Source organism: uncultured Paraglaciecola sp., from assembly GCF_913058035.1.
In the GTDB taxonomy this organism is placed as follows: Bacteria; Pseudomonadota; Gammaproteobacteria; order Enterobacterales; family Alteromonadaceae; genus Paraglaciecola.
Genome location: NZ_CAJXPA010000005.1, coordinates 1 through 25118, shown reverse-complemented (window position 1 = coordinate 25118; position 25118 = coordinate 1). Strand labels below are relative to the sequence as shown.

General features: G+C 38.6%; 19 protein-coding genes and 1 pseudogene. 10 read left to right on the top strand and 10 right to left on the bottom strand.

From position 1 onward, the window contains the following. Positions 1–115: 115 nt before the first annotated feature. Positions 116–418: a hypothetical protein gene (locus QZ562_RS01510; RefSeq protein WP_293756032.1), complete on the top strand. Its 303-nt coding sequence runs from the start codon at positions 116–118 to the stop codon at positions 416–418. Between the two features lie 143 nt (positions 419–561). Here the strand turns inward: QZ562_RS01510 and kdsA are convergent, their stop codons facing one another. Beyond that, positions 562–1413: a 3-deoxy-8-phosphooctulonate synthase gene (kdsA, locus tag QZ562_RS01505; RefSeq protein ID WP_293756030.1), complete on the bottom strand. Its 852-nt coding sequence runs from the start codon at positions 1411–1413 to the stop codon at positions 562–564. A gap of 300 nt (positions 1414–1713) precedes the next feature. Here kdsA and miaB point away from each other — a divergent pair, with 300 nt between their 5' ends. The 6 genes from miaB (at position 1714) to QZ562_RS01475 (ending at position 7727) form a co-directional block, all read left to right on the top strand. Then, positions 1714–3144: a tRNA (N6-isopentenyl adenosine(37)-C2)-methylthiotransferase MiaB gene (gene miaB, locus QZ562_RS01500; RefSeq protein WP_293756027.1), complete on the top strand. Its 1431-nt coding sequence runs from the start codon at positions 1714–1716 to the stop codon at positions 3142–3144. Between the two features lie 41 nt (positions 3145–3185). Beyond that, positions 3186–4235, top strand: coding sequence for a PhoH family protein (locus QZ562_RS01495; protein WP_293756025.1), 1050 nt, complete (start codon positions 3186–3188; stop codon positions 4233–4235). A 7-nt stretch (positions 4236–4242) separates the two neighbouring features. Then, positions 4243–4731, top strand: coding sequence for an rRNA maturation RNase YbeY (gene ybeY / locus QZ562_RS01490; RefSeq protein WP_293756083.1), 489 nt, complete (start codon positions 4243–4245; stop codon positions 4729–4731). A 65-nt stretch (positions 4732–4796) separates the two neighbouring features. Further along, positions 4797–5657, top strand: a complete 861-nt coding sequence (corC, locus tag QZ562_RS01485) for a CNNM family magnesium/cobalt transport protein CorC (RefSeq protein ID WP_293756020.1) — start codon at positions 4797–4799, stop codon at positions 5655–5657. 41 nt (positions 5658–5698) lie between these two features. After that, positions 5699–7219: an apolipoprotein N-acyltransferase gene (lnt, locus tag QZ562_RS01480; RefSeq protein WP_293756081.1), complete on the top strand. Its 1521-nt coding sequence runs from the start codon at positions 5699–5701 to the stop codon at positions 7217–7219. A gap of 4 nt (positions 7220–7223) precedes the next feature. After that, a complete protein-coding gene (locus QZ562_RS01475) occupies positions 7224–7727 on the top strand; it encodes a GNAT family N-acetyltransferase (protein WP_293756017.1) in 504 nt (167 codons plus the stop codon). 56 nt (positions 7728–7783) lie between these two features. On the opposite strand, the gene QZ562_RS01470 is transcribed toward QZ562_RS01475, so the two are convergent. The 5 genes and pseudogenes from QZ562_RS01470 to QZ562_RS01450 all read right to left on the bottom strand — a co-directional run bounded on the left by QZ562_RS01470 (position 7784) and on the right by QZ562_RS01450 (position 12378). After that, positions 7784–8707 carry an EamA family transporter gene (locus QZ562_RS01470; protein WP_293756014.1) on the bottom strand — a complete coding sequence of 308 codons (924 nt, stop codon included), beginning with the start codon at positions 8705–8707 and terminating at the stop codon, positions 7784–7786. A gap of 704 nt (positions 8708–9411) precedes the next feature. Then, positions 9412–9523 (bottom strand): annotated as a pseudogene (locus QZ562_RS21200) (hypothetical protein); the annotation flags it as partial. A gap of 172 nt (positions 9524–9695) precedes the next feature. Next, on the bottom strand, positions 9696–9842 hold the full coding sequence (locus tag QZ562_RS01460; protein WP_293756011.1) for a hypothetical protein: 147 nt from the start codon (positions 9840–9842) through the stop codon (positions 9696–9698). Between the two features lie 702 nt (positions 9843–10544). Then, positions 10545–11684: an ATP-binding protein gene (locus QZ562_RS01455; protein WP_293756008.1), complete on the bottom strand. Its 1140-nt coding sequence runs from the start codon at positions 11682–11684 to the stop codon at positions 10545–10547. Between the two features lie 79 nt (positions 11685–11763). Then, positions 11764–12378: a response regulator gene (locus tag QZ562_RS01450; RefSeq protein WP_293756005.1), complete on the bottom strand. Its 615-nt coding sequence runs from the start codon at positions 12376–12378 to the stop codon at positions 11764–11766. Positions 12379–12922: 544 nt separating this feature from the next. On the opposite strand from QZ562_RS01450, the gene QZ562_RS01445 reads away from it, so the two are divergent. Next, positions 12923–14521: a GMC family oxidoreductase N-terminal domain-containing protein gene (locus QZ562_RS01445; protein WP_293756002.1), complete on the top strand. Its 1599-nt coding sequence runs from the start codon at positions 12923–12925 to the stop codon at positions 14519–14521. Positions 14522–14611: 90 nt separating this feature from the next. On the opposite strand, the gene QZ562_RS01440 is transcribed toward QZ562_RS01445, so the two are convergent. The 3 genes from QZ562_RS01440 to QZ562_RS01430 all read right to left on the bottom strand — a co-directional run bounded on the left by QZ562_RS01440 (position 14612) and on the right by QZ562_RS01430 (position 18763). Continuing rightward, complete coding sequence (locus QZ562_RS01440; protein ID WP_293755999.1) at positions 14612–16171, bottom strand: AMP-binding protein; 1560 nt, start codon at positions 16169–16171, stop codon at positions 14612–14614. 20 nt (positions 16172–16191) lie between these two features. After that, positions 16192–17607 (bottom strand): coniferyl aldehyde dehydrogenase, encoded by a 1416-nt coding sequence (locus tag QZ562_RS01435; protein WP_293755996.1) that lies wholly within the window; start codon positions 17605–17607, stop codon positions 16192–16194. A 127-nt stretch (positions 17608–17734) separates the two neighbouring features. Beyond that, positions 17735–18763, bottom strand: coding sequence for an AraC family transcriptional regulator (locus tag QZ562_RS01430; protein ID WP_293755993.1), 1029 nt, complete (start codon positions 18761–18763; stop codon positions 17735–17737). A 175-nt stretch (positions 18764–18938) separates the two neighbouring features. On the opposite strand from QZ562_RS01430, the gene QZ562_RS01425 reads away from it, so the two are divergent. After that, a complete protein-coding gene (locus QZ562_RS01425; protein ID WP_293755990.1) occupies positions 18939–20888 on the top strand; it encodes a DUF1302 domain-containing protein in 1950 nt (649 codons plus the stop codon). A gap of 12 nt (positions 20889–20900) precedes the next feature. Then, the gene (locus QZ562_RS01420; protein ID WP_293755987.1) at positions 20901–22262 is read left to right on the top strand and encodes a DUF1329 domain-containing protein; all 1362 of its coding nucleotides are present in this window, start codon (positions 20901–20903) and stop codon (positions 22260–22262) included. Positions 22263–22892: 630 nt separating this feature from the next. Here the strand turns inward: QZ562_RS01420 and QZ562_RS01415 are convergent. Next, on the bottom strand, positions 22893–24911 hold the full coding sequence (locus QZ562_RS01415; RefSeq protein WP_293755984.1) for a hypothetical protein: 2019 nt from the start codon (positions 24909–24911) through the stop codon (positions 22893–22895). Positions 24912–25118: the final 207 nt, after the last annotated feature.

Sequence of the window (25118 nt, the reverse complement as noted above, 5' to 3'; positions counted from 1 at the left end):
CAATCCTGCTCGTGGTAAATATTTATTGTTTTAAAACAACAAATAAAACCTTCACAACTTTTTTTTAAATAAAAAAAACTTAACATTTAACATTACTAAACTAAAGGTTAACAAAATGAAAACAACTTACACAATATTGGCTATTTTAGCTTCAGTATTATTTACTCAAAGTGCAACAGCAAAGCTTGGGGTTAATCGCATTAAACTTCAATTTGAAAATACAATTGGTATAAATATTGAGAGCGAAATAGAAAACAACATTAATTTGATGTTAGCAAATGTTCAATCGCACTCCACTCAAGCAGATTTAGTGAAACAGTTTGATATCGAAACACTTGAATCACAAGCGAACGAATTAGTTCAAAACGTTGGTAAAAAATTACCTGAGTTCAAATTTAAAGTTATTATCGCAGAGTAAATTGTTCCAAGGGTTTATCTGCCTGTTATTACCTATTAGTAAGTTATCGCTGTGCAAAGGCTGCCGTAAAAAGTATTAAGAGCCTAGTACAGCAAAACTTACGCCGCTGTTAATACCACTCAACCATCAATTCCATTCAACCACTAATCAGCACTTGTATCCAACGGTGCAAAACCTTTCACTAATTCATCTAGTGCCTTCATTTGTTGTAAATATGGTTCTAATTTATTCAACGCCAATGCACATGGTCCATCACATTTAGCTTGATTAGGGTTAGGATGAGCTTCAATAAACAACCCAGCTAAACCCAACGCCATGCCACTTCTTGCAAGCTGTGCCGCCTGAGCACGCCGACCATCAGCTGAATCGGTTCGCCCGCCAGGTTTTTGCAAAGCATGAGTCGCATCGAAAATGACTGGTGCGTAAGCTTTCATCTCGTCCATAGCCAACATATCTACCACTAAATTGTTGTAACCATAACAAGAGCCACGCTCGCACAGTATAATTTTGTTATTTCCCGCTTCACCAAACTTAGTAATGATATGACGCATTTCGTGTGCTGCTAAAAATTGTGGTTTTTTCACGTTTATAGTAGCGTTTGTTTTAGCCATGGCTACCACCAAATCAGTTTGGCGAGCTAAAAATGCAGGTAATTGTATGACATCCACTACTTCTGCTACGGGTGCTGCTTGATGTGTTTCGTGAACATCTGTTATCAAGGGCACACCAAAGTTGTGTTTAATTTCTTGAAATATTTTTAGACCTTCTTCCATCCCGGGACCACGATAAGAATTAACAGAAGAACGGTTTGCCTTATCAAAAGAGGCTTTGAATACAAAAGGAATACCTAATTTATGTGTCACCTCTTTATAGTGTTCGGCAATACGCATTGCCATATCACGGGATTCCAGCACATTCATACCACCAAAAAGTACGAAAGGTTTATTATTAGCCACTTCAAGGTTGCCAATGGTGAGATTTTGTAAATTTTGCATAGTGAGGTCTTTATATCTAATAATTTATCTTATTTAACTAGCATATCAAGCTGAGCGAATTCTGGGTATCTGAAAAGTAATATGTACAGTTAATTTTACTGCATCGCGAAGCCAATTAATCATGCACATTCAACTAATTATTTATTTGACTTATATTTCGGGTACTTATATTTAGGGAAAAGTGGCGATTAGATAAAATAACCCGTAAAATAATGTGTTCAATTTTTGTGACTCGATTAAGACTTAAAATCTATTGGGTTACAGCACAAAAATTATTTTCAGAGGTAAGTACATCCCGCTATGACAAAAAAGCTATTTATTAAAACCTGGGGCTGCCAAATGAACGAGTATGACTCGGATAAAATGGCCGACCTATTGAACTCGACACATGGTTATCAAGCTACAGACACAGCTGAAGATGCGGATATCATATTGCTTAATACCTGCTCAATTCGCGAAAAAGCGCAAGAAAAAGTATTTCATCAGTTAGGTCGCTGGAAAAACCTTAAAAAAGATAAACCCGATCTCATCATCGGTGTCGGTGGCTGTGTAGCATCACAAGAAGGTAATACTATCCGTAAACGTGCACCGTTTGTTGATCTTGTTTTTGGGCCACAAACCCTGCATCGTTTGCCAGAAATGATCAATCAGATCAAAGGTGGAAGTAAATCAGTTATTGATATCAGTTTTCCAGAAATTGAAAAGTTTGACCGCTTACCAGAACCCAAAGCAGATGGCCCAAGTGCATTTGTATCAATCATGGAAGGTTGTTCCAAATACTGTACCTTCTGTGTTGTGCCCTACACACGTGGTGAAGAAGTCAGCCGCCCAGTAGATGATGTATTATTAGAAATTGCACAACTAGCAGAACAAGGTGTGCGTGAAGTTAATATGTTAGGTCAAAACGTAAACGCATTCAGAGGACCAAATTTCGATGGCAGTATTTGTACCTTTGCAGAATTATTAGAATTAGTTGCTTCTATTAATGGCATAGACCGAATTCGTTATACTACTTCACATCCTGTGGAGTTTACTGACGATATAATTGACGCTTACTCACAAATTCCTGAACTAGTTGACCATTTGCACCTACCGGTACAATCGGGTGCTGATCGAATTTTAAACTTGATGAAACGCGGACATACTGCGATTGAGTATAAATCTAAAATTAGAAGACTTAAAAAAATCCGTCCTAATTTAAGCATGTCATCTGACTTTATAATTGGTTTTCCTGGCGAAACCAATGCTGACTTTGAAGCCACAATGGACTTGATTCAAGCTATGGACTTTGATTTGAGCTTTAGTTTTATCTATAGCGCACGTCCCGGCACACCTGCAGCTGACTTACCTGACGATGTTACTGAAGAAACAAAAAAGCAACGTTTAAGTTTGTTACAACAACGTATCACTCAGCAGGCTTTGCGTATTGCCCGCAGTATGGTGGACAGCGAGCAACGTATTTTGGTGGAAGGTCCAAGTAAGAAAAATCCAATGGAGTTATCTGGACGTACAGAAAACAATCGTGTGGTGAACTTTGAAGGTACACCCAAAATGATTGGCCATTTTGTTGATGTTAAAATAACAGATGTGTTTGCTAATTCATTAAGAGGTCATGTTATAAGAACCGAAGACCAGATGGACTTGCGAAACGAATTAGCACCCCATACTATTTTAGCTAAAAACCCAAATAAAGTTGACGACTTAGGTGTCGGACAAGTTGCCGTCGTTTAGAAATAATCCCAGCAAAACCTATCAGTAAAGAGACTAAACATTTGAGTAATCTTGTAAGCAGTGAAATTGTATTAGAGCCTTCAGACAACAAACGTTTATCCAGCTTGTGTGGACCACTGGATGATAATATCAAACAAATTGAGCGCCGCTTGGGTGTAGAAATCACTTATCGTAATAACGAATTTAAAGTGATGGGGCAATCACAACAATCTAGCGGTGCAGCGCAACTTCTCAAGTTACTGTACATGGAAACGCAGCCAGTTCGCGGTGAGGTTCCAGATATCGAGCCAAACAAGGTACATTTAGCTATTCAAGAAGCAAAATGTTTGGAGCGGGCCGAAGCGGGTCAATACGGTAAAGAAGTGCACATTAAAACAAAGCGAGGAGTTATCAAGCCTCGTAATCCTAATCAATCACAGTATGTGACTAACATTATTAATCACGATATTAGTTTTGGTGTGGGCCCTGCAGGTACAGGTAAAACTTATTTAGCCGTTGCTTGTGCGGTAGAGGCATTAGAGCGTCAAGAAGTTCGCCGTATATTATTGACTCGCCCTGCTGTGGAAGCCGGTGAAAAATTAGGCTTTTTACCGGGCGACCTATCACAAAAAGTTGACCCTTATCTTCGCCCTTTATACGATGCATTATTTGAAATGTTAGGTTTTGAAAAAGTAGAAAAATTAATCGAGCGTAGTGTAATAGAGGTGGCGCCTTTGGCCTATATGCGTGGTCGTACTTTAAATGATGCCTTTATTATTTTAGATGAAGGACAGAACACCACAGTAGAACAAATGAAAATGTTCTTAACTAGGATTGGTTTTAATTCTCAGGCGGTAATCACAGGGGATATTACTCAAGTTGATTTACCCCGTGGTGTACGTTCAGGTTTACGCCACAGCATAGAGGTATTGAAGGATGTGAATGATATTTCTTTTAACTTCTTTAGTGCTAATGATGTAGTACGTCATCCGGTTGTAGGACGAATAGTTATGGCTTATGAAGAATATGAAGGCAAACAAGAAAAAGAGCGACTAGAAAAAAAAGCACAGCAAGAAGCCGTGGCTAAAAAGGATGAAAATTCCACTAAGTGAATTATCTGTGAGCGCTATTTTAGATCTACAACTTGCCAGTGATTGTACTGACATGCCTACACAAGAAGAGATTCAATTATGGCTAGATACATTATTGTCTTATCAGCAGCTTACTGATAAAGAAATGACGGTGCGTATTGTTGATGACGCGGAAATCCAACAACTTAATCAACAATATCGTGGCAAAGACACAGTAACCAATGTGTTGTCTTTTCCTTTTGAAATGCCTGAACTAGTTTTGCCAGAAGGTATTGAAATGGACGAGTCGATATCTAATTTTTTAGGTGATATTGTGATCAGCGCACAAGTTGTCAAACAAGAATCAAAGCAACAAAACAAATTACTTAAACATCATTGGGCACATATGTTGATCCATGGAACCTTGCATTTGCTAGGCTATGATCACATTGAAGAACAAGAAGCTGAGGAAATGGAAAGCATTGAAATTGCTATATTACAAAAATTAGCCATTGACGACCCGTACCATAATCATTAAAGATACATACATATAATATTCAATGCATAAAGCTTTTTACTTAAACTAACCTAAATAACGAGATCATGAGCGAAGATAACCCCCCATCTACTAGCGGTTCTGCCAATAAAGGCTGGATTGAAAAGATAGTCCAGTCCTTCACGGGAGAGCCGAAAAACAAAGAAGAATTGTTTGAAGTCATCACTGATGCCGAACAGCGAGAGGTCATTAACCCTCAAACCAGAGCGATGATTGAAGGAGTAATGGAGGTCAGTGAGATGCGGGTAAGGGAGATAATGATCCCAAGAGCGCAGATGCGCACCATTGACATTGAACAAACTGTTGAACAATTTTTGCCTATCCTCCTTGACTCTGCCCACTCCCGCTTTCCTGTTATTAACGAAGACAAAGACCATATTGAAGGAATATTGTTAGCGAAAGATCTCCTTAAATATGCCTTTGCTCCTGAAATAAAATTTGAGTTAAAAAATATTCTTCGTCCAGCCGTCATAGTGCCAGAGAGCAAACGAGTAGATGTCTTACTCAAAGAGTTTCAGCAGAAACGCTATCACATGGCCATAGTAGTAGATGAATATGGTGGTGTATCAGGCTTAGTCACCATTGAAGATATTCTTGAACTTATTGTTGGTGAAATTGAAGATAAACATGATGTGGAAGAGGACGAAAACGAAGGTATTCGCCCACTAAACAAATATACTTTTTCGGTTAAAGCACTCACATCTCTGGAGGATTTTAATAAATTCTTTGAAACCAAATTTGATGAGGAAGAAGCAGACACTATAGGAGGTATTGTTTTAAAAGCTTTTGGGCATATGCCGGAACGTGATGAAAAAGTCACTATCAATAATATCAAGTTTAAAGTAACTAATTCAGATAAAAGGCGCTTGTTGCAGTTAAAAGTCACTTTGCCAGAAACGGAAGCATAGCTCTGAGCATTACACAAAGCGCGTACCACGTGTCGTTCAATCTGAAGCTGCTACTAACATGCTTATTTGGTGCGTTACTGACGTTAGCTTACGCACCGTTTTCGTTTTGGTTGGTTACTTTCGTCAGCATTACTGGCTTGATTTATTTACTCAGCCACTCCTTACCCAAACAAAGTTTTAAGCTTGGTTTTGTTTTCGGTCTAGGTTGGTTTGGTGCAGGTGTGAGTTGGGTGCATGTCAGTATCGCCGATTTTGGTGGTATACCACTGATTGGCTCCATCAGTTTGATGTTACTGTTAAGCGCGTATTTAGCCTTATTCCCTGCTTTGAGTTGTTATTTAGTTGCTAAATTTTTTACTCCTAAACTTTGGCCTTTGGCCTTCCCCTTTATTTGGTTAGTTGTTGAGTGGCTAAGAAGTTGGTTACTAACAGGTTTCCCTTGGCTCTCTCTAGGTTATAGTCAAATACAAAGTCCACTTGCAGGGTGGTTTCCTGTCATTGGAGAGTTTGGTGTTTCTGGTCTAATCATTTTAATCTGTGCGGTGATTGCAGTCTGGTTAACTGATAAAAAATGGCTACCTAGTGTTATTGTTGTCACAGTGATATTTGTATCAGGATTCGCGTTAAATCAATATCAATGGGCTAAACCGACGGGCGAAAGTGCGCGTATCGCTATGGTACAAGGCAATATTGAACAAGCCCTTCGCTGGACCCCAGAACAAGATCAGCCAACGATGGACAAATACAAAACCATGACGGCCGATCATTGGGATAATGACGTTATTATATGGCCAGAAGCCGCTATTCCTAAACTAGAACCTGTGGCCACAGATTATCTTAGTGAAATGGATAACATCGCCGCACAAACAAACACGGGTTTAATCACGGGTATAGTTAACTACAATTTTGAAACACGAGAAGCCTACAACAACTTAATTGCTTTAGGACAGAGGTACCAAGATGATACAGATGAGGGGAAAACATCTCGCGGTCACTATCATTACTTTCACGCCAATCGATTTGCTAAACACCACCTATTACCAATTGGCGAATTTATTCCTTTTGAAGACTGGATACGTGGTTTAGCACCTATATTTGATTTACCTATGTCATCTTTTAGCCGTGGTGATTATCAGCAGGTTAACTTAGAAGCAAAAGGTTATCACTTTGCTCCAGCAATTTGTTTCGAAATCGCTTTTCCTAGGCAAATATCCGCCAACTTATATCATAACACCGACTTTATTATCACTGTCAGTAACGACGCTTGGTTTGGCGGCTCACATGGACCAGCACAGCACTTAGAAATTGCCCAAGTGAGAGCCAAAGAGTTTGGTTTACCTGTTTTACGTGCAACGAACAACGGTATTACGGCTTTTATTGATCACCGAGGTCAAATTCAAAGTAGGTTACCGCAGTTTGAGACGGCTGTTCTGAATGATATAATCCAACAAGTAAAGGGTTATACACCATACCGAACTTTTGGTGATTGGCCTGCATGGTGCTTGTCTCTAGTAATATTTTGTATTGCCTGTTGGAATAAAAAAAAATGGAAGGATAGTTGATCAAATGTATAGCCAAACCCGTGATCCTAATTTTACTATTCGCTCAGCAACTGTCAAAGACACGGCACTTATTCTTAGATTTATTCGAGAGTTGGCCGATTACGAAAAGCTATTACACGAAGTCGTTGCCGACGAAGCCACACTGAAAGAAAGCCTATTCGGCGATACACCCCACGCCAAAGTAGTAGTTGGTGAATATGATGGAGTCGCAGTTTCATTTGCATTGTACTTTCACAATTTTTCGACATTTCTCGGTCGACCCGGTATTTATTTAGAGGATTTATACGTGCAACCTAATATGCGCGGTAAAGGGTTAGGTAAAATACTCTTAGGTTATTTAGCAACCCTTGCCCTTGAACTAAAATGCGGGCGTCTAGAATGGTGGGTATTGGATTGGAACAAACCCGCAATCGACTTCTATAGGTCTTTAAGCGCAGAGCCTATGGACGAATGGACTGTGAATCGTATTACAGGTCAGGCATTAAATAATTTAGCTAAAAAGTTATAGTTATAGGTGACTCTTAATGTCTGCTATTTATAATGCTGCACCTCACTATATATGCCTTAACCGGTACCCTGCTCTATTGACTTAACGCCAATAATTAATGCCTTAATTTTATCAATGGGCGTCAGTACTACTACGTTTCCTGTAAGCACCAAAACAAAACCAATCACGGTACTCGTCTGCCATACAAACCCCTCAAAAATCATACTCAGTGTCACAGCCACTACAGGAAACAACACCACCGAATAACTCGCTTTTTCGGGTCCAATGTCTTTTAACAATACAAAATAACAAGCAAAAGCGATGACGGTGCCAAATATACTTAGGTACAAGAGTGACACTATGTATGGAAGCCGAGTGTCTATATTAAATTCAGTGCCACTGTTCAAAGTAAAAGCCAGTAGAAATAAGCTACCATATAACATGCCCCATGCATTGCCCTGCATAATACCAATATTATTTCTTGAGTTACGCACGCTGGTCATATTGCCCAATGAGGCTACAAAAGTTCCACCTAATGAAAGGCCTAAACCGATTATTGCTTCACTGGCAAAATCCAAGGTTTTAACGTCTTGCCAAAACAATCCTACAATACCTGCTAGGCCTAAGGTTGCTCCGATGAAGATACGAGGCGCGATAGGTTTGCCAAAAAAAATTCGGGTATTGATGATGTTCATTATTAATAAAGTAGAAAACGCTATGGAGGTCATAGCAGAGGTTAGGTAATCTTGCGCCCAATACAAAACTAAGTAATTAAAACCAAAGTTGCAACAAGCTAACGTCATAAAAAAAAGATGATTTTTAAAGCAAAACTGCATAGGTAATTTTTTTATGAGGCAATATGCCCACATCAGCAATGCAGCAATTGAAAAGCGGTAGACTAAAGATACCTCTGGCGGTACAACGCCTAACTGGTATTCGATAGCAAGCCATGTAGAACCCCATATAAGTACTGTAAAAATATATAAAACTGTGCTTCTCATTATGTACAACGTTCCATCTAAAAACTTAGAACCTAGTTTACCTCGCCTAATGAAGACCCAACAGATACATTCCATTTAAATAATGAGTAAATCTAGAGTTTATTGCTTTCGCAGAATGTGAAATAAAAATCTATGAGTTGATATACAGATAAAGCATAATTTATTAATGTCAGCATATGTGTTTTTTAAAGGCTATTTAGGGGTTATTTAAATAACCCCTAATCACGTCTTACATACTTTAAATTCAAATTATTTTTGCATGATTTGTAAATAGTGCCCTGAATACTTGATGCCTGTTCTGTTCTTTTTGGTTAACTCCAATCGGACAATTTTGTAAAGACATTTCATAGTTTATTGTTTATACACTGGTACTGGCTGTATTGAGTCGTTCCTGATTGGAGTACTTGTTACTAAGTCGTGACATATTGCTTATATCTTCGCGAGTCGGTTGGGCAATTTACAATATCCAGTCATATTTCAAACTGCCAAATAAACGTACACCCACCGCATCATCCCAGCAAGCCCCAAACCGCACATTGAAGCGCGTATACCAACACCCCTTAGCATTTTGCCAAAGCGCCGTCTGGTATATTAGGAGCCCCGGTCACTGTGGAACACGAATCCTGTTTGGGCTGTATCAAATTTACCGCCTTGGTAACAAGTAGCCTTACTTATCAAATCCGTCGTCATAGGCTTTTTATGTGCCAACTCACAATTTGGCGTGAGTATAAATCCAATACTATTGCCAAATATATCCAGTCTTGAGCTATCTTTAAATAGGTGATGTCGCCACCCCACCTCATTGAGTGCCAACGGATTGAAGTTCTGTTTTATGAAGTTATCCGCAACTTTATTGCCATGTTTACATTCTATAGTGACTTTATAAGCGAGTCTTTGTTCCACCTTCAACTTCAATTTTTTCATCGACTTTCGGATTAAATATCGGCTGGTGTTAAAGCCTTCCTCATTCAGTTTTTTAGACTGCTCTCTAATGGCTTTGAAGAGCACCACGGTCCGTCGACACAATAATTACTCCTGCCACGTTATCAACTTCTTCAGGCGGCGTATGCCAGGTATAAAACGCAGACTTGCCTAGCTTCATAACACGGCACAAGATACGAACCGGATAATTCATAGCTTGTGCCTTTATATAACAAAACTTGACTTCAATACCTTTCCTTCGCGAAGAAGGCACTTTTAGATTTAAGTGGTTATCTTCAACCAACGATTTACTGATTATCTGTTGCTAGTACAGCTATTTCCCGCAGTAAGCATATTAGTGGCAATCCCAAATGATTTAGCCGAATCTGGCACTGAATGACCTTGATATAACATCAATGCAACGGCTTTAGTTTTGAATCATTTTGGGTATTGCTTGAAGCTACATTTTTGTGACATTTCACCTTGATATTTGACGGTTAATGGTCTCCTATTAAAGCGTTCGGTACCTTATCACCACAACATTCGTCGATGTTCTGGTGTAAGCCATAATATAGTTTTGTCTACAACCACCAGTGAGGATCAGAATATTGAGGTTGATTGTTTTCAGTGAGCTCTTTATCCACTGACATTGTCTAGAGTCACCCATTCCCGACAGATGACAAACTAAATAAAAATAGAAGTTTGTATTTTTTAATTAGCTATTAAGGCTTGTCTTAAGCTATCAGTGTTATGTTTGCCCTGAGCCTATTAATTACCATCTCATTTATGACCAGCATGATTAAATAACAAAGATAATAGTTAATGAATCTACTTTAGAAGATTCTGTCCTTCAGTAAATAGGTGCTTTTACTACTTTTAATTGGTTATTAAGAAAAAGAAAGCCATCAAGATGCAGTCACGAAATGTCAAACAATAAACTAAAAGAAGAACCTTTACCTACTTCTGTATTAACTAAACAATAACCCGCACTTCTTTTCAAGAATCCGTAAACCATGCTTAAACCCACACCTTTAGCAGCATTAATTTTTCGCGTAGTAAAAAAAGGGGTGAAGATTAAGGGTAGATTGGTTGAAGTGATGCCGGCTCCAGTATCCGTTATGGTTATTTTCACATATTCTTGAGGTAAGATCAGTTGTTCAAAAGCGTCTTTTTGCTGCGGTATAAATACTTTCTTTATATCGATAAATATCGTTGATTTCCCTAATGGATTTTCGAACATTGCCTGTGAGGCATTGAGCACTAAATTACTAATACATTCTTCAAGCATCACCCGATCTACATAAACGTTACAGGGTTGATCACAGAGCTCTAATTTTAAGATATGATATGCTTCAATGTTTTCTTGCAGCCCATTAGCCATAGATGATAAACAGTCATTCAGGTTAAACTCTTCGTTGTTTAATATATTTTTTTGAGCAAATACCATCAAAGATCGTGTCAAATGTGTGCCTTTGTCTACCGCACGGGATATCGAATATAACAAAGGGTAATAAGGTGAGGAATCCTCAATAATTTCAAGTAGCAAATCATTGTTGCACATGATGATCGCTAGAATGTTATTAAAATCATGAGCTGTTTGGCCTGCTGTTTTCTCTAAGGCTTGCATCATATCTTGCTGTTTTAGCTGCTTGTTGCGAACGATTAATTGGCTTGGAATGAGTAATTTAGCTTGCCAGATCCAAAGTTTAGTTTCTTGTTGAACGGGGTAAATTTCAAATTGTATTTGTGTCAGATCACCTTCATTATTTTTAATCGCGAGTTGTTCTAGAACAGCTGAACTTGTCTTGAAAGCAGAATTTAAACTAAGAAGCTGGGAATCTGATGTATTAATCCATTCTGAGCAGGGACTGTCGATTAAGTCTTTTTGGCTTAAACCAGTAATAAACTCAAAAGATGAATTAACCCCCAGGATACGTGCCTTTGTAAAGTCAGTTTCACCATCAGTTATCATGATGATATCGCTGCTTTTAAGCATAAATGTATTGAATAAAAAATGTTCTAGCTGTTTATCAATATTAGCTGAATTATGATGCATTTAACCGCCATGATTTTCTAACATTAAACTGTGGACATAGTCCTGTAAAAGCAATTCAAATTACATGAACAAGCAATAATTAATCTAAAGTCATATCTGCTAACAAAACTAATTGTGCCAATAGCGCTACTGATTTTATTTCAAGTTTATTAAATATACTCGCTCTGTGTGCTTCTGCAGTTCGCTTACTGATAAAAAGTTTGTCTGCTACGTCTAAAGCAGTGCTTCCATTAGCAATAAGTTTTGCTATTTCGAACTCCCTGGCTGACAACTTTTCAAGCAGTGCATAAGCTTCGTGACATTGTTCATGATGTTTGTCTATTTCTTTAAAAGTGACCATGGCATTTTGAACTTTTTCAAGTAACACATGATTAGGTGCAGGTTTTTGTAATAACGTATATGCCCCATCAGTCATCGCCATCACTGCAGTTTGGACGTCTACTTTTCCGGTATAAATAACAATAGGTATTCTAATATTTCTATCTTTAAGTAATTCTTGGAATTCTAAACCACCCATCTCTGGCATATGGAGATCTAGAACAATACAGCTGTCTCTGTCACTTAGTCTGTGTTCTAAAGCAGCAGACGCAGTAGCAAACGATTTCACTGTGTAACCTGCAAATCTGAATATATTTTCAAGAGTAAAGCGAACATCATATTCATCGTCAATAATATAGATAGAGCCTTTATTCATACAAAACTACCCTTTTATCTAACCACTAAAATTTAAAAGTTTTGTTTAAAATCACATAAATAAAATTCTAAAAATCTGGTTTACCTAATGACAAAAAGCCGCAACTCATAAATTAAAAAAAATTTCACTATAATTAAAACCCAAAAGCGTAATAAAAACAATAATCTTGCGATTTAATCTGCAGCTTTAATTCGACTAAATGTGCACCTAAATTTTGTTAAAAACAAAAGAAATATTTTTATTAATGTCCAGTAACAACAACAGTAAAAACGTAGTACTCGCCAGACACGGTAAATGATGTAATCCCCCCCGTTGACGATAAACTAACGCATATCAGCCAGTAGATTTTTAACTAATGTTTATTGTTTAAAGGGAAAAGGTTTAAAAATAGTGACAATTACTGCAGACATAAAACAGTATGCTTATTAAAATACCCATTTAAATGTTTTTTTGTTGTGGATAATAAATTGGCACCAATTGATTCTTTCTTCACAACCCTGACATGTTAATGTGATATTACAAGAAGTTAAATATAAGATTCTCTATGCACTTCGATTACATCATCATTGGTGCCGGTTCAGCCGGCTGCGTATTAGCTGCTCGCTTATCTGAGAACCCTGAAAATTCTGTATGTTTGCTCGAAGCAGGTGGTCCGGATAACAGTGTTCTCATACGTGCGCCCATAGGTGTGGCTGCCATGTTACCAACTAAAATCAATAATTGGGCATTTAAAACTATTCCTCAAAAAGGCTTAAACGGCCGTCAAGGTTATCAACCTAGAGGCAAAACTTTAGGGGGAAGCTCATCAACTAATGCCATGCTATACGTGCGTGGAAATAAGTGGGATTATGATACTTGGGCCAATTTAGGGAATGAAGGTTGGGCATATAAAGATGTACTACCTTATTTTAAAAAATCAGAAGGTAATGAAGTCTACTCCGACGAATTTCATAACAACGACGGTCCCCTAGGCGTATCGAACCCTACTGATGCTAGCAATCTTAATAATATGTTTTTTAGTGCATGCGAAGAACATGGTATTCCTTTTGTAGACGACTTTAATGGTGCTAAGCAGGAAGGTGCATTTTTTTATCAAAGAACGGTTAAAAATGGTGAACGTTGCAGTGCAGCGAAAGCATTTTTAACTCCTAATTTATCTAGGCCTAACTTAACGGTTATTACGCACGCTGTGACAGAAAAGATTCTGTTTGATGCTACCAAGGCCATAGGAGTACGTTATAAAAAAGGTAACCATGCAGTGGAAATAAAATCCACAAAAGAGGTTATTCTCAGTGCTGGGACGTTTGGATCCCCTCAAGTATTAATGTTATCTGGAGTAGGAGCGACCCAGCACCTATCAGAAAAAGGCATAGCCAGTGTTCATGATTTAGCGGGCGTGGGGCAAAATCTACAAGACCATATAGATTATGTGCAAACTTACAAAGTATCCAGTAAGGCAGATACATTCGGTATTTCTCTAACTGGAGGATTTAGGATTATTAGATCCATGTTTCAATGGAAAAAAAGTAGAACTGGCAAGATAACCAGTACTTTGGCAGAATCAGGGGCTTTTTTCCATACAAAAAAGGGATTGAGTGCTCCAGACGCACAATTTGTTTTTGTTCCTGGGATTGTTGACGATCATGCGCGAAAAATAAATACGGGCCATGGCTATAGCTGTCATATTACGGTCTGTCGCCCTGAAAGTCGCGGCGAAGTGAAATTGCAGAGCACCGATCCAACAGACACGTTGTTGATCGATCCTAATTTCTTGGGTGATGAAAAAGATATGCAAACGATCATGGCTGGTGCACAAAAAATGCAGACAATTTTAGAAGCAGATGCTTTCAGTGATATAAGAAAAAATATGCTGTATGTGGTCGAAAAAGATAATGCACAACAATTAGAGCAAGACATACGTAACCGTGCTGACACCCAATATCATCCAGTAGGAACCTGTAAGATGGGACCTGTGACAGATAACTTGGCGGTGGTTGACTCTGAGCTGAGAGTTCATGGTCTAAAAGGATTAAGGGTAGTCGATGCCTCTATCATGCCTAATTTGGTCAGTGGCAATACCAATGCACCCACCATCATGATTGCTGAAAAAGCAGCAGATATGATCTTAGCAGCCAATGCCTAACTAACAGGTTTAAACAAATACACGCAAAAAAACGAAGGTAAATAAAATCTTCGCTTTTTTATGTGAGTGAAGTGTCATCCTGAATATTGTCTATTTGCGGAGTTCTCTGCGTAATAATTTACCTACAGATGACTTAGGTAGCTCTTGCATGAATACAATTTTTTTCGGGATTTTGTAGGCCGTTAACAACACTTTACAATGAGCTAAAATGTCACTTTCAGACACCTCAGATTTAACAGTAATATAAGCACATACTTTTTCGCCTGTTTTTTCGTCTGGCTCGCCGATAACGGCGGCTTCTAATATTTCATCGTGCTGCGAGAGTACATCTTCAATTTCATTCGGATATACATTGAAGCCAGATACAATAATCATGTCTTTTAAACGATCGACAATCTTAATGGTGCCATCCTCTAAACAAATGCCTACATCCCCTGTTTTGAAAAAACCGTCTTTAGTTATCGCCTTCGCAGTTTCTTCGGGCATATTCCAATAACCTGCCATCACTTGTGGACCCCTAACCACGATTTGGCCTTCTTCAACAATCTGATCGTTTTCATCCCAAAGCTGTATTTCAGTACCCTCTACAGGCTTACCTACAGTGCCAAGACGCTCTTTTCCAGGTCGATTGAAACACACAACCGGTGAAGTCTCAGATAAACCATATCCTTCTGAAATAGAACAACCGGTAGTAGTTTTCCACATATTGACCGCTGTGGAAGTGAGAGCGGTACCACCAGAAATTGTTATTTTTAATGCAGAAAAATCTAATGCTTTGAACTCTGGATGCATACACAAACCTACAAATAAGGTGTTAATACCCGCAAAACCAGTAAATTTAAAAGGTTTGATGGCTTGCACAAAAGCATCCATGTCACGTGGATTAGGGATCAAGATATTAAGATTGCCACTGGTGGCAAATACCAACATATTTACACTAAATGCATAGATATGATAAAGAGGTAAAGGACAGACAAATATTTCTTCACCTTCAGTACAACCTTCCTTCAAAACTAATCGAGTCTGTTCTGCATTCGCCATAACGTTGCTATGAGTCAAACAAGCACCTTTTGATACACCTGTGGTACCTCCGGTATATTGCAACACTGCGTTGTCACTCAAACAGTTTGGTGGCCTTGTGGCTAAAACTGCATCTGCACAGTCGGATAATATTTGATTAAAGCTGACACAGCCGCTCGGCGCATTCATATCGCCGGTTAACAAGTCCGTGGCGCCAGTCGTTATGACCAATTCAATGTCAGTGTGTTCTTTAACTTCATTAAATTTTGGTAATAAATCGCTCAATAGAATAATCGCTTTAGCACCAGAATCTATGAATTGATGCTGCATTTCTCTGGGAGTGTACAATGGGTTAGTGTTAACAATAACTAATCCTGCACGAAGCGCCGCGTAAGCAGCAATCGGATATTGATTCAAATTGGGCAGTTGAATAACAATGCGGTCACCTGGCGACAAACTTTTTTGCTGTTGAAGCCAGCAGGCTAAAGCCTTAGATTTTGCATCAATTTGAGCGAAACTCAAGGTTTGGCCTAAACAAGAAAAAGCAGGCTTATCAGCATATTTCAATAAACTGTGCTCAATTAGGTCAGCAATATTATTAAACTCAAGATTAATCAATGTTTGGGTCATATTTTTCTTCTTAGTTGGTACTAGCGAATATAAAGCTTGTAGATAAGATTATGCACGGCTGTGCCAAAAGGGGGAAATAATAATTTTCCAAAGCTTAATCGTCCACGTGACAAAATAGATTTAGCATGAGAAAAAGTCTTAAAACCCTCTGAGCCGTGATAACTTCCCATACCGGAGGAGCCAACTCCTCCAAACGGTAAGTCTTCGGCAGCCACATGAAAAGCCGCATCATTAATACATACACCACCTGAATGAGTACTTTTTAATATTTTGTCTTGACAGGTTTTGTTAAAACTATATATATACAAAGCGAGTGGTCGTTCGCCATCGTTTATATATTCAATCGCTTCATCTAAGGTGTCATATTCAAGAATAGGTAGCAACGGCCCAAAAATTTCTTGTTGCATAACCTGCATCTGGTTATTAACACCATGGATTAAGGTAAGCGGCATTTGTCTGGTTTTCGCACAACCCGGATCACCACCTAAAGGTCTAACAACAGCTCCTTTGGCTAGAGCATCATCAATTAATGATTGCAAGCGAGTATGTTGAGCTGGATTGATAACACTGGTGTAATCTTTATTGTCCTTTACCGATGGGTACATACGCTCAAATGTTTTCTCGATCGCATCAATTAACTGCTGGGTTTTTCCTTTAGGACAAAAAATATAATCTGGTGCGACGCAGGTTTGACCGGCATTCAGAGTTTTACCCAAAATAAATCTATCTACGGCAATATTAATATCCATATCATCTGCAATAATAGCAGGTGATTTTCCACCTAATTCCAATGTGACGGGAACCAAGTGCTCGGCTGCAGCACGCATCACCAATTTTCCTACATTAGTTGAGCCTGTAAAAAATAGGTGATCAAAAGGTAAGGATGAAAATACAGCTGCAACACTTGCATCGCCTTCGACAATACTTATTTTATTAGGCTCAAAATATTTGTCTACTAACTGCTTAATAATACTCGCAGTATGAGGTGTGTATTCAGACATTTTTATCATGGCTTTGTTACCTGCGGCCAGCGCAGCAGTGAGTGGGCCTAAGCCCAAAAAAACCGGATAGTTCCAAGGTACAATTATGCCTATCACACCCAGTGGCTGATACTCCACTCTGGCAGATGCAGGCTGCAGTAACAAACTTAAATGTCGCTTACTGGGTCTCATCCACTTCTTTAGATGGTCAAGAGAGTAGTTAATCCCTTGAACTGTGGTGAGGATATCACCAATTTTTGAATCATCACTAGAACGGCTTCCAAAATCCTGATCCATTGCCTTTATTAAGGCATCCTGGTTTTCCAGTAATAACGCTTTTAATGCTTTTAAATCTTGCTGTCTTTGCTGAATTTCGGGAAAAGGCGTTTTCTTAAAAGTGTTTTTGAGTGTTGTTAAAATGTCAGTTAAATCGGTTTTTATAGCGTCTTCAGTCATTAGTTTGTCTTTTCCGAATAAGTTATATCTAGAGTAATTTATACTCGAGGATGATATGGATGAAATAAGAATTTGTTAAAATAAAAACCAATATAATAACTAATTGATGACAAACCATTAAATGAATTTATGCCAAATGTTTATCTTTACGGTATTCGCCAGGTGCAAAATTGGTCCAACGTTTGAAAGCACGGTTGAAATTACCAATATTGGCAAAACCAACTAGGTAACCCACTTCACTCAAAGATAGATGACTTTGTGTAATGTATTCCAGTGCGAGTTTCTTTCTCGTTTCTTCTAATAAATCTCGATAACACGCATCTTGCTCGCTTAGTTTTCTTTGCAGATTTCGGAGACTCATACCAATCTGCTTAGCAATATCAGTTTGAGTCGGCGTGCCTAAAGGCAACATGTCATGGATACTATTTTTAACTATTTGCACAACGTCATTCTTATCGAGCCTTGAAAGAAATTCATTCAGCATCTTTTCGTGGGATTGAGTGATCAAAGGATTCCCCCCAAGTAGAGGTTCTTTCAAAATAGTGGTATTACAGCTGAATGAAATTTCATCTTGGTCAAAATTCACTAGGCAATCAAAAAAATCACCCAGAAACTGAAACGTGTCCCCGGTATTCGACCAATTCAGATTGACTTCCTGGGGTTTAAAATTGTGGCTTGAGCATTCTCTGGCAAATTTAACCAAGGTCGCAATAAAAATGATGATAGAATTTTGGGATAAAACAGGTCTATTAGTAGACTCATAAAGAAATGGCGTGAGTACTAATTTACAGACCTTAGGACCTTCTTCTATCTTGATGGAACAGGTGTTAGAAACCACTTTTTTATAGCGTTCAATACGTTTGAACGCGTCATATAAATTGTTAGACGCCATCATTGCATAGCCTAGTGTATGGAAGGTGCCGGGATGAAAATTTTCAGCTACAGTTATTGCAAAATCATGACGTTTTTTTAAATGATTACAATATTCGATTAACTGAGACACTCTTTCAGCAGAAATCCTAGATTCTGGGACTTTAAAATCAGACGTTTTAATACCGCAATCAGCTAAGACGCTATTAAAATCGATGCCCCATTCGTCCATGGCTCGTTTTATGGGGATAAGCCAGCCACTGAGCACTGAAAAATAATCTGTCATACTAAAAACTTGTCGCTTTGAATAAGTTATTAATTAGCATATTGCATCATATGATAAGTAATTGGCATAGAGATTATGTTTTTTATTTTTTTTATTTGTATCATTAATGTAGGCATTTTGTTTAAATTCAATCTGGTCTGACCTATTTGGTTAACAATTAAACATGGGAACTATCATGTCCACTAGCAAACACACAAAAAAGTTACTCGCTGCTGCAATAACAACAGCTTTATTTTCTTATTCAGCTACAGCTGCAGAATTTTATTTTGGTGAAGATGACGATGTTAGTCTTCAAATCACCTCACGACTTTCAATAGGTTCTAGCTGGCGGTTACAAGATGCAGATCCTTATTACATTGGCACAACAAATGGTGGCACTGGTAACACATCCACCACAGACGATGGCAATCTTAACTTTGGTAAAAATGACGCTTTTTCTCAAATCATAAAAGGCTCTCATGATTTTAACCTAACCAAAGGAAACATTGGCGCGTTTGTACGGGTTAAATATTGGCATGACTTTGAATTATCTGATGGTGACAGACCCCATGGTAATTCTGGTAATGGTTATACCCCTGGTGAACCATTAAGTGACGATGGTTTTACCCAATTTGGCCAGTTTTCTGGTATCGAGTTAATGGATGCTTATATCTTTGGTACCTTTGACATAGGTGATGTTCCATTAGACGTCCGTTTAGGACGTCAAGTTGTCAGCTGGGGTGAAAGTACCTTTATTCAAGGCGGACTCAATTCATCTAACCCATTTGATGTGAACGCATTACGTCGCCCAGGTGCTAGCCTAAAAGAAGGATTATTACCGGTTGGCATGTTGTTTGTTAATGCGGGTTTGACTGAAAATCTTAGTGTTGAAGCTTTCTACCAATATGAATGGGAAAAAACCCAAATTGACGGCTGTGGTACATATTTCTCTGGTGCTGATTTTGCGGCTGATGGCTGTAACTTTGTATCAGTTGGACCTCTTGGCGATCAAGCCGGTCTGGCAGCAGGAATTGCGGCAAAACGTCAAGCTGACGTAGAGCCCGACGACGGGGGCCAATATGGTGTTGCTTTTCGTTATTACGCACAAGAATTGAATGATACTGAGTTTGGTTTTTACTATATGAATATTCACTCTCGATTACCGTTAATCAGTGCAGTGCGTGGTTCCTGGCGTGGATTTAATCCAGCCTTACCGGTATTTTTACCTTGGGCTAATGCAGTTGAATTAGATGCAGCCTTCCCTACCCTGGCTGCTGGAGCCGAAGCAGGGGTATTGACACCTGAGCAGATGGGACAATTTGGTTTAGCTAGCCTTTTACAATCTACAGGCGTAGAACGAGATACCATCGATGCTCTTAACCCTGGTTACAAAATCGAATTTCCAGAAGATTTAAAATTTTATGGTCTTAGCTTTGCTACCAATGTTGCAGGTTTTGCCTTGTCTGGTGAAGTATCTTATAAACCTGACACACCCATTCAGATAAGTGGGCCAGAAATTCTTAACGGAGTGTTGTCTGAACAACCATTTCTTCGTTATTCCTCTCGAGTCCTGGCTGTTAACCCCGGAGAACTTTCAAGAGGTTGGGATGAGTTTGATGTCACCCAAATTCAAATAACTGCATTACAGTTTTTTGATCGTGTATTAGGTTCATCTCGGATGACTGTCATCGCTGAAGCAGGTGTTATTTTGACTGATGATATTGAAGCTGCAGACCAAAAATATGGTCGAAACTCAGTATTTGGATTAGGAGATTTTGATGCAGGTGGTGGCATTAACTGTACAAACTTAGTCGCTGCAGGCGCTCTTTCGGGTGACTGTAAAGATGATGGTTATGTAACAGATACTGCATGGGGTTATCGTGTTAGAGCCCAGCTTGCATATCCTAATGTATTTGCTGGTGTATCTCTTTCACCCACAATTGATTGGCAGCATGATGTGTCTGGTTACTCACCCGATCCAGGTCAACAATTTAATGAAGGCGCTAAGTCATTTGGCGTATCTCTAGAAGCCGTTTATCAGCAAACTTATTCAGCCTCTATGAGCTTTAGGAGCTTTAGTGGTGGCGATTATAATATTTTGTCAGATAAAGACTTTCTTGCATTAAGTATTGGTATTACGTATTAAAAGGATAAAACAATGAAAAAATTATTCACTTCTATAAGTGTATTATGTTTGAGCCTAGCAGCGCACAATGCTGTTGCTAAAGTAACAGCAGAAGAAGCGGCAAAACTAGGCACTTCTCTAACGCCAGTTGGAGCACAAATGGCGGGCAATGCTGCGGGTACAATCCCAGCATGGACCGGTGGCCTAAATACTAAAAACTCAAAGCCAAGCGAGGACCCTGGTCGTCCATCGAATCCCTTTGCTTCTGATAAAGTGTTATTTGAAATAACCAATGCAAACTTGTCAACTTACCAAGCTAATTTAAGCCCTGGCCAAATTGCGATGTTTAATAAATATCCTGATTATAAAATGCCAGTGTATCCAACACGTCGCACAGCTGCATATCCTGAAAAAATTTATGATGTTATCAAAAAAAATGCAGTGACTTCAGTGCTAGTGCAAGGTGGTAATGGGTTAAAATCTTTTGATACAGCAATTCCTTTTCCCATCCCACAAGATGCTAACGAGGTAATTTGGAATCATATTACTCGCTTTCGTGGAGGTACCGCTAAACGAGAATTTACCACTATACCTGTACAAGCCGACGGCTCATTTGTAGAAGTAAAAATGAATGACCAATTAGTTTGGCCTGAATTTCTTGAAGGTGGCAGAGATGCCGAGAAAGACGCGAATATTCTTTTTTATTACCTACAAGTCATTACGGCACCTGCACGTTTAACGGGTACTGCTTTATTAGTTCACGAAACTATTGACCAAGTAGAAGAAGCCCGAAAAGCTTGGGTATATAACTCTGGACAAAGACGAGTACGACGTGCACCTAACGTTTCCTATGATGGACCTGCAGCAGGTACTGATGGTTTAAGAACCACGGACAATTATGATATGTATAACGGAGCACCAGACAGATACAACTGGAAATTAGTCGGCAAAAAAGAAATGTACATTCCGTACAATTCTTATAACTTGATGAGTACTGATATAAGCTATGAAAACGCTGTACAACCGGGGCATTTAAATTCTGACAACTTACGTTATGAGTTACACCGCGTATGGGAAGTAGAAGCGACACTAGCTGAAGGTGAGCGTCATATTTATGCCAAGCGAACCTTTTTTATAGATGAAGATACATGGGGTGCATCAGTTATTGATCATTACGATGGTCGTAACGAATTGTGGCGTATGTCTGAAGGTCACAATGTGATGTTTTATGATGTAGATACACCTTGGATGGTAGCAGAGACCCTGCATGACCTAAATTCTGGACGGTATTTGGTGACAGGCCTAAGTAATGAAGAACCTAGATTCATGACTTGGGGAGGAGTGGAACAGCGCAAAGCGTTCTCCTCATCAGCTCTACGACGTCTTAGTCGTTAAGTTGTAAGAAAAAAAAAGGCTGAAATATTCAGCCTTTTTTTTCTTCAATGTTCTTTAATAATGAACATGCAACTTGTGTTGTTTCGGTTCAGAAGTTTAAACAAAAACTATATTAAAATTTCAATCCACTATTTCACTAACATTGCTTGCATTACAAAATGAATGTGAACAAAAAACATTCAGCTAAAAAAATGACGTAATCGTTAAATTATTCTCCCCACAAATACGAGCGCTGCCTCAGGAAAGTTTGTTTGAATAAAAGCAATTCATCATCACAAACATAAGCAATATTCAGAACTGGTTTGCACAATGGTGGAAGTTCTTATTTTGAATTTTGAATGACGTAAAAACAGTTGAGTAATACCAACAGCTCGCCAACAGCCGGGACATTATTGATATAAAATGAATGTCGATATACTTCTTACCTATTCTCCTCAGGATACAATAAAGCCGAGTGTACAATGTAATTTTAACAGATTAGGCATTTAGCCCAAAACCTTGGACTTTTCAAGGCTATAAACATCAAAAAATGCCCTAAATAGTCAAACGCAGCAGTACATCAGCACAAACGTTTACCAAATTACCATGCGTGTTTTGTTAAATATATTTACTCGCGATAAGTGAATTTTACTACATGGGTAGAAAAATTAACGCGATTACATCGTTACTATAATCGTTAGTAGTTTTATACTCACGGTATCCCTTAGCTGCCGATACACCCAAAGTATAAAATTGTTGTGTAAATTCATAAATCACTGACAAACTTTTACCATCCTCGATATTCAGGTATTGTTTTGGTATATCAAGTTTACTGCCAACTTCAATATTGCTATTACTCGATACTGAAATAATCATACCGTCACGCTGACAATAGACTGCAAAAGCGCCCTCCATAACATGGCCCTTTTCATCACTTGGAAGTGATTCATCTAACATTGTACTGAATTGTGGTTCACTATCAAACACGATGCCTATGCCACCCACTATCTTGGTTGAGTCAGCTAAGTCACGCACCGCCGCATTGTAAATATAAGTAGGTCTATGGTTATATAAGGGTGTGACAACAAACGACGAAACACTATAGCACTGACTATTCTCGAGTTTCAACGCGTTGTGATAACCTGTTGTATCATCTAGTTTTTGACCGATAATGTGTAATTCATCCTGATTAGAAACAGCTACCACTATCCCCTTACTATCATATAAATATAGGTTGGTATAAACCGTATACAAGTCGTTAATATGACTGAGAATATTTGTGATTTCTTGGCGCTCTTGCTGACTAGTTTGAAGCTTCACTAATAATTCGCGGAAGGCAGAGGTTAATGCCCACCAACGAGAATCATTAGCACGTTCGAAAAGGTTTCGATCCATAATATTGACTGACAGTGAGGCTAAAAACTTTGCGTCGTTTAATTGTGATGAGACCACTGTATCTTGCAAACTACTGATAGAAGAACTAAAGACATTAGAAATATTGGTACCAATTTCCTGAATTGCTTCCAGTACTGGCATAAATTCCCGAGCTTTTTTTCGCGCTGAGGTAATCTTGCCGTTCAGTACCACTAAACTAAGGTCGTTATTCACCTCAACTGAATTTTTGGAGATCAGTTTTAACTCTGTTGGAAACAGCCTACCTTGCTCAATCAACTCAGAGGGAATTGAGATCTTACTTGTCTGAGTGCTACCACTAAAGTTCTTTAAAGGTGTCATTACCATGCCACGCCAACCTAGACCAAAGAAGCCTTGATAGCCATTCGTTTCACATAAGGTATATAAGCAATATTCCCCCCTAAACTTGACGATACAAGGCGGTTCAGGATAGTTAATATGCTTACCAATGCCTAAGTAACTCTCATTACTGCTTGCAGTAACAACTCCGTTACCATCAACTAATGCGATAATACTTGGGTCATTATTTTGCAAAAGATCACTGAATATTCCTTTCATCTCGTCATTAAAACGAAAGCAGAGGCAAATTACACCCACTACCTCCGAATTGATAAGGTTATCAGCTGTGATCTTACAGGAGTAAATCAGTGATTGATTTTTATCTGGCATCAAGTCGCTGTATCTGAAAACCTCAACATATTCGTCATGGGAGTTAATTGTCTGTTCAATAAGCGGATCTTTGCTATGACTGATAGGATTGTTTTTATCTAGGTGGCAGCGCACCTCACCCTGTGGACTAAGGATAATAATTTCATCATAAACACTGTACTTTTTCACATACTCAAGCAGTCGTTCACGGAGTAAATGCTGTGCCTCATTATTGGGCTCAGGATTTTTTAGAAAGGTACGAATATCAGCATCTGTTGAGAGAAATCCAACATCTGCAGTTCTTTCAAAGAGGTTACGGATCAATATATCAATCGCAACTTGGGCACGGGAACTATCATCGTGAGCCCGTTTTTTTAGATGCTCAAGTAACAGGTTGTGGATAAGTCTTTGCTGTAAATCGGCAAACTTAGATTTAGTTTCTTCCATGTCATTAATAATGGTCTCGGCTATATTGTAGCTGTTTATCTTGCCTAAAAGTGCGATTTTATCCCACCAAACACTGAGTGCTTGCAGCTTAGACTCATAATTTTTAACTTCGTAAAGTTCCTCTTTTAAGCAATTCTTATTTTTTTCCAATACAACGTCCATACTCACCTCTTTAGACAATTTAGAAAGTAAAATGTAAATTTTTTGTTATTGGAAGGCAAAAAGCGGGCCAAAATAATGATTGATTTCAAACATCTTTAACAAAGCATTTATCACTCTATTTTTAATGCTCAACATTAAGCGATAGCCATCTTGACCAACCGGTCAAGATGGCTATCGCGCCTCAGAGCGCAATATAATGGAAGAGTT